Annotated in this window: 15 protein-coding genes; 12 read left to right on the top strand and 3 right to left on the bottom strand. The window is 67.4% G+C overall.

From position 1 onward, the window contains the following. The first annotated feature begins 105 nt into the window (after positions 1 to 105). From clpB to IBJ82_RS18495, 8 genes are all read left to right on the top strand, one after another. Positions 106 to 2682, top strand: coding sequence for an ATP-dependent chaperone ClpB (gene clpB, locus IBJ82_RS18530; protein WP_194827077.1), 2577 nt, complete (start codon positions 106 to 108; stop codon positions 2680 to 2682). Between the two features lie 63 nt (positions 2683 to 2745). After that, positions 2746 to 3561, top strand: a complete 816-nt coding sequence (locus IBJ82_RS18525) for a DUF5666 domain-containing protein (RefSeq protein WP_194827076.1) — start codon at positions 2746 to 2748, stop codon at positions 3559 to 3561. Between the two features lie 107 nt (positions 3562 to 3668). Continuing rightward, positions 3669 to 4820: a hypothetical protein gene (locus IBJ82_RS18520; protein WP_370585358.1), complete on the top strand. Its 1152-nt coding sequence runs from the start codon at positions 3669 to 3671 to the stop codon at positions 4818 to 4820. Between the two features lie 51 nt (positions 4821 to 4871). Beyond that, positions 4872 to 5678 carry an SDR family oxidoreductase gene (locus IBJ82_RS18515; protein WP_194827075.1) on the top strand — a complete coding sequence of 269 codons (807 nt, stop codon included), beginning with the start codon at positions 4872 to 4874 and terminating at the stop codon, positions 5676 to 5678. 5 nt (positions 5679 to 5683) lie between these two features. Next, complete coding sequence (pyrE, locus tag IBJ82_RS18510; protein WP_194827074.1) at positions 5684 to 6247, top strand: orotate phosphoribosyltransferase; 564 nt, start codon at positions 5684 to 5686, stop codon at positions 6245 to 6247. Positions 6248 to 6316: 69 nt separating this feature from the next. Beyond that, entirely contained in the window at positions 6317 to 7375 is a 1059-nt protein-coding gene (locus tag IBJ82_RS18505) for a beta-ketoacyl-ACP synthase 3 (protein WP_194827073.1), read from the top strand. A gap of 1 nt (position 7376) precedes the next feature. After that, positions 7377 to 8063, top strand: coding sequence for a lysoplasmalogenase (locus IBJ82_RS18500; protein ID WP_194827072.1), 687 nt, complete (start codon positions 7377 to 7379; stop codon positions 8061 to 8063). 99 nt (positions 8064 to 8162) lie between these two features. After that, on the top strand, positions 8163 to 9158 hold the full coding sequence (locus tag IBJ82_RS18495) for an alpha/beta fold hydrolase (RefSeq protein WP_194827071.1): 996 nt from the start codon (positions 8163 to 8165) through the stop codon (positions 9156 to 9158). Here IBJ82_RS18495 and IBJ82_RS18490 read toward each other — a convergent pair. Next, complete coding sequence (locus tag IBJ82_RS18490; protein WP_194827070.1) at positions 9142 to 9588, bottom strand: hypothetical protein; 447 nt, start codon at positions 9586 to 9588, stop codon at positions 9142 to 9144. The genes IBJ82_RS18495 and IBJ82_RS18490 overlap by 17 nt on opposite strands. A 71-nt stretch (positions 9589 to 9659) precedes the next feature. Between IBJ82_RS18490 and IBJ82_RS18485 the strand changes: the two genes are divergently transcribed. From IBJ82_RS18485 to IBJ82_RS18475, 3 genes are all read left to right on the top strand, one after another. Continuing rightward, positions 9660 to 9962, top strand: a complete 303-nt coding sequence (locus IBJ82_RS18485) for a DUF4190 domain-containing protein (RefSeq protein WP_194827069.1) — start codon at positions 9660 to 9662, stop codon at positions 9960 to 9962. A 21-nt stretch (positions 9963 to 9983) separates the two neighbouring features. Further along, the gene (locus IBJ82_RS18480) at positions 9984 to 10649 is read left to right on the top strand and encodes a TrmH family RNA methyltransferase (RefSeq protein WP_194827068.1); all 666 of its coding nucleotides are present in this window, start codon (positions 9984 to 9986) and stop codon (positions 10647 to 10649) included. Between the two features lie 131 nt (positions 10650 to 10780). Beyond that, positions 10781 to 11872: a glycoside hydrolase family 76 protein gene (locus IBJ82_RS18475; RefSeq protein WP_194827238.1), complete on the top strand. Its 1092-nt coding sequence runs from the start codon at positions 10781 to 10783 to the stop codon at positions 11870 to 11872. Between the two features lies 1 nt (position 11873). Here IBJ82_RS18475 and IBJ82_RS18470 read toward each other — a convergent pair whose 3' ends face one another. Beyond that, the gene (locus IBJ82_RS18470; protein WP_194827237.1) at positions 11874 to 12539 is read right to left on the bottom strand and encodes a DedA family protein; all 666 of its coding nucleotides are present in this window, start codon (positions 12537 to 12539) and stop codon (positions 11874 to 11876) included. 32 nt (positions 12540 to 12571) lie between these two features. After that, positions 12572 to 13228, bottom strand: coding sequence for a DedA family protein (locus IBJ82_RS18465; RefSeq protein ID WP_228537396.1), 657 nt, complete (start codon positions 13226 to 13228; stop codon positions 12572 to 12574). 212 nt (positions 13229 to 13440) lie between these two features. Between IBJ82_RS18465 and fbaA the strand changes: the two genes are divergently transcribed. Beyond that, positions 13441 to 14478: a class II fructose-bisphosphate aldolase gene (gene fbaA, locus IBJ82_RS18460; RefSeq protein WP_194827066.1), complete on the top strand. Its 1038-nt coding sequence runs from the start codon at positions 13441 to 13443 to the stop codon at positions 14476 to 14478. Positions 14479 to 14487 lie beyond the last annotated feature (9 nt).

Genomic DNA, 14487 nt, shown 5'->3' with positions numbered 1-14487 from the left:
GAAGCGCGGATCCGAAGTCCGCTGAAAGTTTTTAGAGTTGAGCGGAACAGACTCAACTTTGTGAGCGTTGAACAAGTCGATACCGAACACACACAAGGGAGATTCGTGGACTCGTTCAATCCCACCACCAAGACGCAGGCGGCATTCACCGCCGCCCTTCAGGCCGCCGCGGCGGCGGGCAATCCGGAGATCCGTCCGGCACACTTGCTGGTGGCGTTGCTGGATCAAACCGATGGCATCGCCGCACCGTTGCTCAAGGCCATCGGGGTCGATCCGGCGACAGTCGAACGTGAGGCGGGCGCCCTCGTCGACCGTCTGCCGCGTGCCACCGGCGCCACCACCAAACCGCAGCTGGGCCGTGAGGTACTGGCCGCGATGACCGCCGCCCAGCAGCTCGCCACCGAGCTCGGCGACGAGTTCGTCTCCACCGAGAACCTGCTGGTCGGGTTGGCTGAAGGCGCTTCGGATGTCGCTCAGCTGCTGCGGAAGCACGGCGCCACCCCGGAGGCCCTGCGCGACGCGTTCACCGCTGTCCGCGGCGGCAGCGGCCGGGTCACCAGCGCCGATCCGGAAGCCAGCTACCAGGCACTGGAGAAGTACTCCACAGACCTCACCGACCTGGCCCGCGCGGGCAAACTCGACCCGGTGATCGGGCGCGACACCGAGATTCGACGCGTGGTGCAGGTCCTGAGCAGGCGCACCAAGAACAACCCCGTGCTCATCGGCGAACCCGGCGTCGGCAAGACCGCCATCGTCGAAGGTCTGGCGCGACGCATCATCGAAGGCGATGTGCCGGAGTCGTTGCGCAACAAGAAGGTTGTGTCCCTCGACCTCGGTGCGATGGTGGCGGGCGCGAAGTATCGCGGTGAATTCGAGGAGCGGCTCAAGGCCGTGCTCGACGACATCAAGAACAGCGCGGGCGAGATCATCACCTTCATCGACGAGCTGCACACCATCGTCGGCGCGGGCGGCACCGGCGACTCGGCGATGGACGCGGGCAACATGATCAAGCCGCTGCTGGCCCGCGGCGAGCTGCGCCTGGTCGGCGCGACCACCCTCGACGAGTACCGCAAGTACATCGAGAAGGACGCGGCGCTCGAACGGCGATTCCAGCAGGTGCTGGTCGGCGAGCCGTCGGTGGCCGACACCATCGGCATCTTGCGCGGCATCAAGGAACGCTACGAGGTGCACCACGGCGTGCGCATCACCGATTCGGCGCTGGTGGCGGCCGCGACGCTGTCGGACCGCTACATCACCTCGCGATTCCTGCCAGACAAGGCGATCGACCTGATCGACGAATCGGCGTCGCGCCTGCGGATGGAACTCGACTCGCGTCCCGTCGAGATCGACGAGATCGAGCGGGCGGTACGGCGCCTCGAGATCGAAGAGGTGGCGCTCGAGAAGGAGACCGACGCCGCGTCCGAGCAGCGGCTGGAGAAGCTGCGTCAGGAATTGGCCGACGACCGCGAGAAGCTCAGCCAGCTCACCACCCGCTGGCAGAACGAGAAGAACGCCCTCGATTCGGCGCGCGGGCTCAAGGAGCAGCTGGAGGCACTGCGCGGGGAGTCGGAGCGGGCAGAGCGCGACGGTGATCTCGGCAAGGTCGCCGAGCTGCGATACAAGCGCATTCCCGACCTGGAGAAGGAGCTCGCCGACGCCGAAAAGGCCAGTGCCGCAGCGTCCGACGGTGACGTGATGCTCAACGAGGAAGTGACTCCCGACGACATCGCCGATGTTGTCTCGGCCTGGACCGGGGTGCCAGTCGGCCGGATGCTCGAAGGCGAGACCGCCAAGCTGCTGCGGATGGAATCCGAGGTAGCGGGGCGCGTCGTCGGGCAGGAAGAGGCGGTGCAGGCGGTCTCCGACGCGGTGCGCAGGGCACGTGCCGGTGTCGCCGATCCGAACCGGCCGACGGGCTCGTTCCTGTTCGTCGGACCGACCGGCGTCGGCAAGACCGAGCTGGCGAAATCGCTGGCGGACTTTCTGTTCGCCGACGAGCGCGCCATGGTGCGTATCGACATGAGCGAGTACAGCGAGAAGCACTCGGTGGCCCGCCTCGTCGGCGCGCCGCCCGGATATGTCGGCTACGACCAGGGCGGCCAGCTCACCGAAGCGGTGCGTAGGCGGCCGTATTCGGTGGTGCTGTTCGACGAGATCGAGAAGGCGCACCCGGACGTCTTCGACATTTTGTTGCAAGTTCTCGACGAAGGCAGGCTCACCGACAGCCAGGGTCGCACGGTCGACTTCCGCAACACGATCCTCATCCTCACCTCCAATCTCGGCGCCGGTGGCGACCACGATCAGGTGATGGAGGCGGTGCGCCGCGCGTTCAAGCCGGAGTTCATCAACCGGCTCGACGATGTGGTGATGTTCCACGCGCTCGACGCGAAGCAGCTGGAATCGATCGTCGACATCAACCTGCGTCAGCTGCAGAAGCGGCTCTCGCAGCGCAGGTTGACCCTCGATGTCACCGAGGAGGCCAAGCAGTGGCTCGCCGTGCGCGGCTACGACCCGGCCTACGGCGCGCGACCGCTGCGCAGGCTGATCCAACAGGCCATCGGCGACAGCCTGGCCAAGGAACTCCTCTCCGGTTCGGTCGCCGACGGTGACACCGTGAAAGTGAGTGTGGACAACGCCACCGACAAGCTCGTCGTCGAACGCGAAGTTGTGCACAGCTCGTGATTTGTCCACAGCCCGGTGCGTAGGGACCTCCCAAACGCGCCGGGCTGTCCTACCCTGGAGCCCATGACGAACCCGAACGATCCGTGGGGGCAACGCCCGGAGGATTCGCCGACCGAACGGCTGGGTTCGCCGGGCTCCGACTCGACCACGCCGTACAAAGGCAACTCGTTCGACGAGTGGGGGCAACCGTCGAACCCGACGCAGGCGTTGCCGCCACACGATGCTCAATGGGGTCCCTACGAAAGTGGCTACCCCGCAGGTCAACCCCCGCCGCAGCAGGCGCCGCCCGGCTACGACCAGGGCTACCAGGCGCCGCCGCCCGGGTACGACCAGGGCTATCCCGCCGGGCCGCCACCGGGTTATCCACCGCGTCCGCAGGACGGTGACCAGGAAGAACCGCCCAAACGCCACACCGGTTTGTGGATCGCCCTCGGCTTGGGCGTGCTGGCGTTGATCGCGGTCGGTGGGGTGCTGGCCGGGCTCGTGCTGAGCGGCAACGGCTCGGACGACAACACCGCTTCGGCGCCGACGTCCACTCAACCGTTCGCCCCGCCGACGATGAAACAGACCACGCCGGGCGCGCCGCCGAGCGCGAGTGGTCTGCCCGGTTTGCCGGGCCTCGGCGGCGGCGAAGATCTCGGCGCCACCATGGGCAGCATCACCGCCAATACCGGCACCGAGATCACCATGAGCACCCTCGGCGGATCCGACGTTCGGGTGCTGATCGACGATGCCACCCAGGTGATCTCGCTGACCAGCACGAAGGCGAGCGAGCTTCCCGTCGGCGACATGGTTATGGTGCAGGGCGACAAGAACCCAGATGGGTCGATCCACGCCAAGATCATCATCAGTACGGCGTTGCCGGGCGGCCCCCGATGAGCGACCCGCGCGTCGAATCCCCGGTGCTACCGGGCAATCACGGCGACGGCTGGATAGGCTAGGCGACGATGACGGCTATGTGGTTCGGGTTAGCAGCGATCGCACTCGTGGGTGCGGTAGTTCTGCTGTATTTCGATCGGGTCCAGCGGCAGCGCACCGGACACGCGAGACAGGTGTGGGCGAAGTCCCAGGGCTACACCTACGTGTCGGTGGAGCCCGCCCTCGCCTCGACGTGGCGTCGTGGCGCGCTGGCCAAGCTCGGCTACCTCTCGGCGGTCGATGTGGTCTCCGGTATTCGCAAGGGCGAGAAGTTCGTGCTCTTCGACCTGGAGGACGCGGCGACCCTGGTGGCCGTGCGCCGCCAGATCGGCTCCGAGATCGACGTCGACATGCGGCTCAAGACCGCCGCGCCGCCGAAGGACCACGATCTGGAACTGCTCGGCGCCATCGGCGACCGGGTCGTGTTCGCCACCGATCCGGAGATCGCGCGTCACGCGGTGGATCAGCGGATGGTCGGCTTCATCGAGTCGCTGTCCGACACCGTGCAGATGCTGTGGAGTGAGGGCAACTGGACTCTCGGCATGCTGCCCGTCGGCAGCGGATCCAAGGACTGGGAGACCGCGATCGACGTGGTGCTTCGTCTGTCCGGCCTGCTGCACGTGCTGCCGCCGGTGGCCGAGCCCAACGAATTCAACCGCCCGCGCTCCAGTGCGAATCTGGCGCCGGGTTTCCGGCCCGAGTACGACGAAGACGACGACGAGCGTGAATTCGCCTCGGGTCGTGACGAGTTCGCCGACGCCGACGAGCGTGGCCGCGCCCGCTTCCCCGGCCCCGATGAACTCGAGGCCGACGACGAGCCCTACGTCACCCGAGGCGCGGCGGCCCGCCTGCCCGAGACCGACAAGCCCTACGACAGTCGTGGTGCCGCGGTCGACTTGGACGACGACGAGCGCCACCCCACGCGCGGCGCTGCCGCACGCCCGGACGACGGCCGACCTCGCGACGATCGCGCCCCGATCGGCGGCCGTGCCCCCGCGCTGCCCGCCGATTACGACCCCGATCTCGACGACCCCGAATTCGAAGACCAGCCCGCACCCGGACGCCGTCCGCTCGGCGAACCGCCCAAGCGCCCGTCGCTGGCCGTGGTCCCCGAGCCGCGTCCCCGCACCGAGCCACCGCTCGACGACGCGGAGCCGGGCCAGCCGGGCGGGCCGTTCCACCCAGGTTTCCGCCCGTACCAGGGCCCTGTACCGAAGTGATCCACCTGCCGCGGTAGTCGTCGCGGCATCCTCGACCGGAATCGATCTGCGATGACCGATAGTCCTCTGCGCCTGCCCGGCGTACACCGCCCCGTCGCGATGATCACCGGACCGACGTCCGGCATCGGGCAGGGCTTCGCCCACCGCCTCGCGGCCCTCGGCTACGACCTGGTTCTCGTCGCCAGGAACGAGGAACGACTACGGGAACTCGCCGACGAGTTGGCCCGCCGTTTCGCCACCTCGTCCGAGGTCCTCGTCGCCGACCTGGCCGATGACGACGACCGCGCCCGCGTCGCCGCCCGCGCCGCGAGCGGCATCGCATTCCTCGTCAACAACGCGGGTTTCGCGCATTCGGGTGAATTCTGGACGCTCGAGCCCGCTGAGCTGCAAGCCCAGCTCGACGTCAACGTCACCTCGGTCCTGCAACTCACCAGGGCGGCCCTGCCGCCGATGGTCGCGGCGGGCGCGGGTTCGATCGTGAATGTGGCGAGTGTGGCCGGGTTGATCCCCGGACGGGGGTCGACCTACTCGGCCTCCAAGGCCTACGTCGTATCCTTCACGGAGGGTTTGGCGGGTGGATTGGTGGGCACCGGTGTTCGCATCCAAGCGCTGTGCCCCGGATTCGTGCACACCGAGTTCCACGAGCGCGCGGGCATCGAGATGAGTTCCCTGCCCAAGCGCCTGTGGCTCGACGTCGATCAGGTCGTCGACGGGTGCTTGCAAGATCTGGACTCCGGCCGGGTGATCAGCGTGCCCGGCGTGCAGTACAAGGTGCTCACCGCGGTTGCGGGCTTCGTCCCGCGCACCCTGGTGACCCGCATGAATCGCGGACTCTTCAACGCACGCGGAAGGACATGACTTAGATGATCGACCAAGCACGTCAGGCGCTCACGAAGGCCGATCGCGACCAGCTGGCCACCCTCGTGCGCGATCTCGCGGTCGTGCACGGCAAGGTGACGCTGTCCTCGGGCAAGGAGGCCGACTACTACGTCGACCTGCGCCGCGCGACCCTGCACCACCAGGCCGCCCCACTGATCGGATCCCTGCTGCGCGAGCTCGTCGCCGACTGGGACTTCGACGCCGTCGGCGGGCTCACCATGGGTGCCGATCCGGTCGCGATGGCCGTGATGCACGCGCCGGGCCGCCCGATCGACGCCTTCGTGGTCCGCAAGGCCGCCAAGGCACACGGCATGCAGCGCCAGATCGAGGGCCCCAACGTCGTCGGCAAGCGGGTGCTCGTTGTCGAGGACACCACCACCACCGGCAATTCGCCGCTCACCGCGGTGCGCGCGCTGCGTGACGCGGGCGCGATCGTGGTCGGTGTTGCCACTGTCGTCGACCGGGAAACCGGCGCTGACCAGGTGATCGCCGAGGAGGGGCTGGATTATCGATCCATCCTCGGCCTCGACGATCTTGCCCTGGGATAGCCTGAACAACGCCGAACCCGGACGACGACGTGGTGTGTCCGGACAGTCTGAAGGACGTGTGAGTCACCTGTGGTGAGCATTGCAGTAAACAAAGGTCGCGACAACGTCGCGATGCTCGGGATCGGTGCCTACCGTCCGCAGCGCATCGTCACCAACGCCGAAGTGTGCGAGACCCTCGACTCGACGCCCGACTGGATCTTCGAGCGCACCGGTATCCACAACCGGCGCTGGATCAGTGGCGACGAGACGATCCGGTCGATCTCCGTGGCCGCGGGTGAGCGCGCCCTGAACAACACCCCGATCGATCGAAGCAAGATCGGCGCGGTCATCCTGTGCACCTCGAGCTGGCTCAAGCTCACCCCACACGGCGCCCCCTCGGTGGCTTTCGACCTCGGGCTCAACGGTGTCGCCGCCTTCGATTTAACGTCCGGCTGCGGTGGCTTCTGCTACGGGCTCGGTGTCGCCGCCGACCTGATCCGTGCCGGTTCGTTCGACTACGTGCTGGTGATCGGCGCCGAGACGATGACCGTCGGCCTCGACCCCACCGACCGCGGCACCGCGATGATCTTCGGTGACGGCGCGGGCGCTGTGGTCGTCGGCCCGGCCGAGGACAACGGCATCTCCCCGACGGTCTGGGGCAGCGACGGCGAGAACGCCGAAGCCATCGCCCAGGACGTCGATTTCCTGGCGTACATGAACAAGGCTCAGGCTCTGCAGGGCACCGATCCTGCGGTCGAGGCCGTCGGCCGGATGTCGCTGCACATGGAGGGCCCGAAGGTCTTCCGCTGGGCCGCGGTCACCCTGCCGCGCGCGCTCTCGGCGGCGCTCGAGTCCTCCGGCGTGGCCAAGGAGGACATCGAGGTGTTCGTCCCGCACCAGGCCAACGCCCGGATCAACGAGCTGATGAAGAAGAACCTCGGCCTGGCCGAGAGTGTCCCGATCGCCAACGACATCGAGAACACCGGCAACACTTCTGCCGCCTCGGTGCCGCTGGCGATCGAGGAAATGTTGGTCACCGGCAAGGCGAAGGGTGGTCAGCTCGCGCTGCTGCTCGGCTTCGGCGCGGGTCTGAGCTACGCGGGCCAGGTCGTCACCCTGCCGCCCGCCCCGAAGGAACCGAGCTTCTGACATGCGAAAGCTGCGCGTCGCGTACGTGGTGGCGGCGGCGGTCACCGTGTTCGGTGCCGTCACCGGCCGCGACCGTCTGCAATGGGTCGCCAAGCCACTGCTGATGCCGTTGCTCGCCGCCGACACGGTGACCAGCGGCGTCGAGCTCGATCCGGCCGAGCGGCGGTTGCTGCTCGGCTCGTTGGCCGCGGCCACCGTCGGTGACGTGCTGCTGCTCGATCCCGACGACGACCGCCGCCTCATCGCGGGCGCGTCGTCGTTCGCGGTCATGCAAACCGGCTACTCCCTGCTGTGGTGGAAACGAGGCGCCCGCCCGCGCCCCGAGATCGCCCTACCCAGAGTGGTGGCCTGGGTCGGCGCGGCCGGCCTGCTGCGCGTCAAAGCCCCGAACCTCGTTGTCCCGCTCACCGCCTACGGCGCGACGTTGGGCACGGCCGCCACGCTCGCTTCGGATCCAGCTCTCGCCCCGGATGCGAAAAACATCGCGGGCCTGAACATTCCGAACGCGGACCCACGCAGCGGCTACGGTCTCGGCGCCCTGCTGTTCACGATTTCGGACGGCCTGATCGTCCTGCGCCGCCTGTTCGCCCGCGACGATCGCACCCGCCGGATCACCGAAGGCGCCATTCTGGCCACCTACACCGCCGCGCAGTACCTGCTCACGGAGCCGCCGCCCCAGCACCGCTGATTTCGCGGATACCTGGGAGGTGGTGGGACAGCAGGCACCGTCACATGGCGCTTACCTCTGTGTTGTCGCGATGCAACACCTCGCGCGCACGCTTCCTGGATGAGCGGGGAAGCGCAGTTCATCGAGGTGCACGGGTATCGCCGGGCGTTCAGGATGGCCGGAACCGGTCCGCCGCTGCTGCTCATCCACGGCATCACTGACAGCTCCCTGACCTGGGCGCCGGTTTTCGACGCGTTAGCCGAGCACTACACAGTGATCGCGCCCGACCTGCTCGGCCACGGTGATTCGGATAAACCGCGTGGCGACTACGCCGTGGCGGCCTATGCCAACGGCATGCGCGATCTGCTCAGCATCCTCGGGATCGAGCGGATCACTGTCGTCGGGCACTCCCTCGGCGGCGGCGTGGCCATGCAGTTCGCCTACCAGTTCCCCGAGAAGGTGGAGCGGATCGCACTGGTGTGCCCGGCGGGGATGGGCGCGGGCGTGCATCCCGCTTTCCGGCTCGCGACGCTGGCAGGCGCGGGCCCAGCGCTGAAGGCGATCACGTGTTGGCCGGTCCGCACCGCCGTGCGCGCCGTGATCCCGGTGGTGACGGCGGCGGGTGGACTCGGCCTCGGCCCCGACGCCGAATACGTGCTCAGCCTCTACGGCCACCTCTCCGACGCCGGCGCCCGCAATGCCTTCCTGCGCACCATTCGCGCCGCGGCAGACCGCCGCGGCCAGACCATCACCATGCTGGACCGCGGCTATCTCGCCGCCCACCTCCCGACGCTGGTCGTCGGCGGCACCCGCGACACCGTCATCCCGTCGGGTCACGCCGATCGCGCCCACCGAGCCTTCCCCGGCAGTCGCATCGAAATCTTCGTCGGCGCAGGCCATTTCCCCCATCACTTCGACCCGACCCGCTTCGTCGGGCTGATCCGCGCCTTCATCGAAGAGACCGAGCCTGCGGTCTTCGACCCCCTCCGCTGGCAACGCACTCTTCGTCGCGGCCGGCCGATCGTCGGCCTCCCGTCGCCCACGCCGTCGAACGCGCCCGTGCCGTCCGTCGAGCCCGCGCCCACCGACGCACCCGCGCTCACAGCACCAGGATGATCCGATCGCGGTCCAGCGGGTCCACCCGAATCGGAACTGTCTCTCCCACAACCATTCTCGCCTTGTGGACCGGCATCACATCCACCACGATCGTCCCGTGGTAGCTCTCGGCCCCTGGCACCGTGAGCTCCACATCGAGCTCGGTCAGTTCACTCGCGTGATCGGTCCGGCTCAACGGATGCACCCCATCGATCCGCGCCCACCCCTCCAGCCCGTGCTTGCGCAGCTGCCGATCCGCCCGCGTCGGCATCGAAGCCAACGCCATCGCGATCCCGCACGCCGAGCCGAACAACCCGACCATGATCATCACCTGATACGGCAGCGTCCCCGGTGGTGCGTGGGGAGCCAACCACGCCAGCCACACCGCGAGCGCGATCAGATACCCCGCCACGACGCCGATCAGCGCCCGCGCTACCCGCTCATGATCCATCTCGCTCACCACCCGAAGTCGGTGTTCTTCCAGGGTAAGCGCCCTGCGGTCGCCGCGATTACCCTTGGCCCATGAGCTATCCGCCCCAGGGCTATTACCCGCGCCCGCCGGAGCACCCCGAGTCGACGACGGTCCTCATCCTCGGCATTCTCGGACTGGCCCTGTGCGGCTTGTGCGCCCCGTTCGCCTGGATGAAGGGGCGCAAGGTCGTCGCCGAGATCGATGCCTCCGGTGGGCAGATCGGTGGCCGCTCGCAGGCCAATGCCGGCTACATCATGGGCATCGTCGGCAGCTGCGTCCTCGGTGTGTCGATCCTCGTCGTGGCCGGTTCGGTGCTGCTGCTGGTAATGACGGCCGATTCTTCGACCTACTGAGCTCCCACCTAGCATTGCCGGGTGGATGAACCAGAGGTCGCGGGCCCGACCGAGTGGGGCGAGCACCCGCACGGCCTCGGTCCGTGGGAGCAGGAATACGACACTCCCGCCCCTGCTGACGCCCGCTATGACCCCGTCCTGCTGGCCGAAGGCGACCGCCGCAATGTCGTCGACGCCTACCGCTACTGGACCCGCGAGGCGATCGTCGCCGACATCGATGCCCGCCGGTTCCCCTTCCATGTGGCCATCGAGAACTTCGGCCACGACGCCAATATCGGCACCGTCGTGCGCACCGCCAATGCCTTCGCCGCCGCGGCCGTACACATCGTCGGCAGGCGGCGCTGGAACCGCCGCGGCGCCATGGTCACCGACCGCTATCAGCACCTCGTCCATCACAGCGACCTCGCCGAACTGCGTGAATTCGCCACGCGCGAGGGTTTGACGGTGGTTGCCGTCGACAATGTGCCGGGCGCGGTCCCACTGGAAACGGCCGATCTGCCCCGTCACTGCCTGCTGCTGTTCGGCCAGGAGGGCCCCGGCGTCAGCGATGACGCGAAAGACGCAGCGGCCCTGACTGTTTCGATCGCCCAGTTCGGCTCCACCCGCAGCATCAACGCCGGTGTGGCCGCGGGCATCGCCATGCACGCCTGGATCCGTCAACACGCCGACCTGTCTGCGGCCTGGTAACGGAATGGGCACGGAATGTCGGTACCACCTGGCACCATGGTGCCATGACCTCGCGCAGCGGCCGGCGCCCCCAGCCCTCTGATCGCGCCGGATCCGTGCCCACCCCGGCGCTGTGGTCCGAGCGTGCCGATATGGCCGAGTCCGCGATCATCTCGCGGCATCTGCGAATGCTGTGGAGTTGTCCCGGAACGGAATTGGGTGTTGTCGGCTGGCCGGCGACCCGCCGCGAACGGGCCTTCGCGGGCTGGCACTACTGGTGGCAGGCCCACCTGCTCGATGTGGCGGTCGACGCCGCCAATCGCGTGCCCACCCCCGCCCGGCGCAGGCGCATCGGCGCGATCGCCCGCGCCATCCGGCTGCGCAACATCACCGGCTGGACCAACCGCTACTACGACGACATGGCCTGGCTGGCCATCGCACTGGAACGCGCCGAGCGCACCCAGGAACTCACCTCGGCCCGCAGTGGGCTGATCGCCCTGGAACAGAAGCTCTACGGCGCCTGGGAACCCGAGGTCGGCGGCGGCATTCCGTGGCGGATCAAATCGGACTTCTTCAATGCCCCCGCCAACGGCCCGGCCGGCATCGCCCTCCTACGCCTCGGTCGCGTGGAGCGCGCCCGCGAGATGGCCGACTGGATCGACGCCACCCTCCGCGACCCCGAATCCGGCCTGATCCTCGACGGCATCCACCTGCCCTCCGGTGAGATCGAACGTCCGGTGTTCAGCTACTGCCAGGGTGTCGTCCTCGGCCTGGAAGCCGAGCTGGCCGTGCACACCGACGACGATGAACGCCACGTCGAACGGGTCAGCTCACTGCTGGCCGCGGTGGAAGAACACATGACCACCCGCCTGGTGATCAACGGCGGCGGCGGCGGTGACGGTGGTCTGTTCAACGGCGTGCTGGCGCGCTACCTCGCGGTGGTCGCCCTGATGTTGCCCGGCGAGGGCAAGCAGGCCGAAACCGATCGCCGCACCGCCGCGGCCATCGTCAAAGCCTCGGCCACCGCCGCCTGGGCCAACCGGCTCGAGGTCGAGGGCGAGCCGCTGTTCGGGTACGACTGGTGCAAACCGGCCAGGCTTCCCGGCGGCATCGCGGGCGCGGGCAAGTTCACCGCGGGCGGGTCGGTGACGGCCTCGGCGGTGCCCGAACGCGACTTGTCCGTGCAACTGTCCGGCTGGATGCTGATGGAAGCGGCCTACCAGGTCAGCGCGGCCGGGCTGTAGCTCAGCGCTCGGTGTCGCCCGCGATGCTCGGCTCGAGGTCGTAGTCGTCGACCGGTCGCGCCATCTCCTGGCGATAGTGCCGGATGCCGAGGACGGTGCCGATGATCAGACCCACGATCAGCGTGCCGATCACGACGGGCATCAGCCACGGCACCTGCTCGAGGAACTCGCCCGCGTAATACCCGATCAACAACAGCACCGGCGCCCAGATGATCGCGCCGAGCGTGCTGGCGACGGTGTAGCGCCGGTGATCCATCCCGGCCGCGCCCGCCACCATCGGGCACAGCGTGCGCACCCACGGAATCCAGCGGGCCACCAGCACCGCGAGGAACCCGTGCCGTTCGAGCAGACCCGTGACCTTGGCCAGATTCTTGGTGTTGATATAGCGGCCGTTCTTGCGCGCCACCAGGCGATGCCCGGTACGCGCACCGACGACATAGCCCACTTGATTACCCGCGATCGCCGCGAGCATGGTGCCCACCGACAGCGCCCAGACCTGCGCTTCGCCATTGGCATGGGAGGCGAGCACGATGCCCGCGGTGATCAGCATCGAATCACCGGGCAGGAACAGCCCGATGATGAACGCACATTCGAGAAAGACGAAAACGAGCACCACCGTGCAGACCACAGCGGGGCCTGCCGAGATCAGCGGATCGAAGCTGCCCATAGCGAGGGTCGACGGTACTGCGGTCACAGGGATCAGTGCGTCTCGTTCGTCGAAGCAGCCAGCTCGCCGCTCTGCGCCGGCGCGGCCGGTGCGTTGCGGCGCTCGAGCACCTTCTTACCGACCGTGATGACCGCGGGCAGGATCGAGACGAACACGATCAGCAGGAAGATTCCTTCGATGTGGTCGCGGATGAACGGCACATTGCCGAGGAAGTAGCCGAGGATCGTGACGCCGCCACCCCACAGCACCGCGCCGATGATGTCGAACGCCACGTACTTGCGGTAGCTCATCTGCGACACACCGGCCAGCACCGGCATGAACGTGCGCACGATCGGCACGAACCTGGCCAGGATGATGGTCTTGGGGCCGTGCTTCTCGAAGAACTCGTGCGTCTCGGTGACGTAGTGCTTCTTGAAGAAGCGGCTGTCTTCCTTGTTGAAGATGGCCGGACCGATCTTTCGGCCGATCCAATACGCACATTGATCACCGAGGAAGGCTGTGAGAATCACCAACGGTACGAGGACCCAGATCGAGAGGGTCGAGCCCGGTTGCGCGGCGAGCATGCCGCCGGTGAACAGCAGCGAGTCACCTGGCAGCAACGGGAACAGCAAACCGGTCTCGATGAAGACAATCGCCAGGATGGCGGGCAGCACCGCATTCGCGAGCCAGGTCTCTTGGAGTAGATACATCGGGTCCAGCAACTGGGTCAACGCAAGGTTGGTCGTCACCGCATCGGATACCGCCAGCAAAGTCACGGCCCCCACAGTACCGGTCCGATCTGTGACATGAGTGCCCTGCGGGTGAACCTCGGCCCACCGGGTGATCTCGCGTTCGCCTTCCTAATTTAGGGTGTGGCCTGACAGAATTGGTTTTTGCTCCCCACAAGACGGAGGTCACTGCTGTGCCTATCGCGACCCCGGAGGTCTACGCCGAGATGCTCGGCCGGGCCAAGGCGCACTCGTTCGCATTCCCGGCTATCAACTGCACCTCGTCGGAGACGATCAACGCCGCCATCAAGGGCTTCGCCGACGCGGGCAGTGACGGCATCATCCAGTTCTCCACCGGTGGCGCCGAATTCGCTTCGGGCCTCGGCGTGAAGGACATGGTCACCGGCGCGGTGGCGCTGGCCGAGTACGCGCACGTCATCGCCGCGAAATACGACGTGACGATCGCGCTGCACACCGATCACTGCCCCAAGGACAAGCTGGACACCTACGTGCGTCCGCTGATCGCGATCTCGCAGGAGCGCGTGAACAACGGCCAGAACCCGCTGTTCCAGTCGCACATGTGGGACGGCTCGGCCATCCCGATCGACGAGAACCTCGAAATCGCCAAGGAACTGCTGAAGGCCTGTCAGTCGGCCAACATCATCCTCGAGGTCGAGATCGGTGTCGTCGGCGGCGAGGAAGACGGCGTCGAGGCCGAGATCAACGACAAGCTCTACACCTCGTCCGAGGACTTCCAGAAGACCATCGAGGCGCTCGGTGCGGGCGAGAACGGGCAGTACCTGCTGGCCGCCACCTTCGGCAACGTGCACGGTGTGTACAAGCCGGGCAACGTGGTGCTCAAGCCCGAGGTGCTGGCCGAGGGTCAGCGCGTGGCCGCCGAGAAGCTCGGCCTCGAGTCCGGCGCGCAGCCGTTCGACTTCGTCTTCCACGGTGGTTCGGGCTCGCTGAAGTCCGAGATCGAGGACTCGCTGCGCTACGGCGTGGTGAAGATGAACGTCGACACCGACACCCAGTACGCCTTCACCCGCCCGGTCGCCGGTCACATGCTCGCCAACTACGACGGTGTGCTGAAGATCGACGGTGAGGTCGGCAACAAGAAGGTCTACGACCCGCGCAGCTACCTGAAGAAGGCCGAGACCTCGATGGCCGAGCGCGTGACCGAGGCCTGCAACGACCTGAAGTCGGCCGGACGCTCCGTCAGCGGTTCCTGATTTTCGCAC

The sequence above is a fragment of the Nocardia sp. XZ_19_231 genome (genome assembly GCF_015355705.1).
GTDB classification, from domain to species: domain Bacteria; phylum Actinomycetota; class Actinomycetes; order Mycobacteriales; family Mycobacteriaceae; genus Nocardia; species Nocardia salmonicida.
Note: the sequence above shows the minus strand (reverse complement) of the source record. Positions and strands in the feature narration are given on the sequence as shown.

Coding starts and splice junctions, on each gene's coding strand:
- IBJ82_RS18525 (WP_194827076.1), top strand. CDS start 2,746: ATGACGAACCCGAACGATCCGTGGGGGCAACGCCCGGAGGATTCGCCG.
- IBJ82_RS18515 (WP_194827075.1), top strand. CDS start 4,872: ATGACCGATAGTCCTCTGCGCCTGCCCGGCGTACACCGCCCCGTCGCG.
- pyrE (WP_194827074.1), top strand. CDS start 5,684: ATGATCGACCAAGCACGTCAGGCGCTCACGAAGGCCGATCGCGACCAG.
- IBJ82_RS18500 (WP_194827072.1), top strand. CDS start 7,377: ATGCGAAAGCTGCGCGTCGCGTACGTGGTGGCGGCGGCGGTCACCGTG.
- IBJ82_RS18495 (WP_194827071.1), top strand. CDS start 8,163: ATGAGCGGGGAAGCGCAGTTCATCGAGGTGCACGGGTATCGCCGGGCG.
- IBJ82_RS18490 (WP_194827070.1), bottom strand. CDS start 9,588: ATGGATCATGAGCGGGTAGCGCGGGCGCTGATCGGCGTCGTGGCGGGG.
- IBJ82_RS18485 (WP_194827069.1), top strand. CDS start 9,660: ATGAGCTATCCGCCCCAGGGCTATTACCCGCGCCCGCCGGAGCACCCC.
- IBJ82_RS18475 (WP_194827238.1), top strand. CDS start 10,781: ATGGCCGAGTCCGCGATCATCTCGCGGCATCTGCGAATGCTGTGGAGT.
- IBJ82_RS18470 (WP_194827237.1), bottom strand. CDS start 12,539: ATGGGCAGCTTCGATCCGCTGATCTCGGCAGGCCCCGCTGTGGTCTGC.
- IBJ82_RS18465 (WP_228537396.1), bottom strand. CDS start 13,228: ATGTATCTACTCCAAGAGACCTGGCTCGCGAATGCGGTGCTGCCCGCC.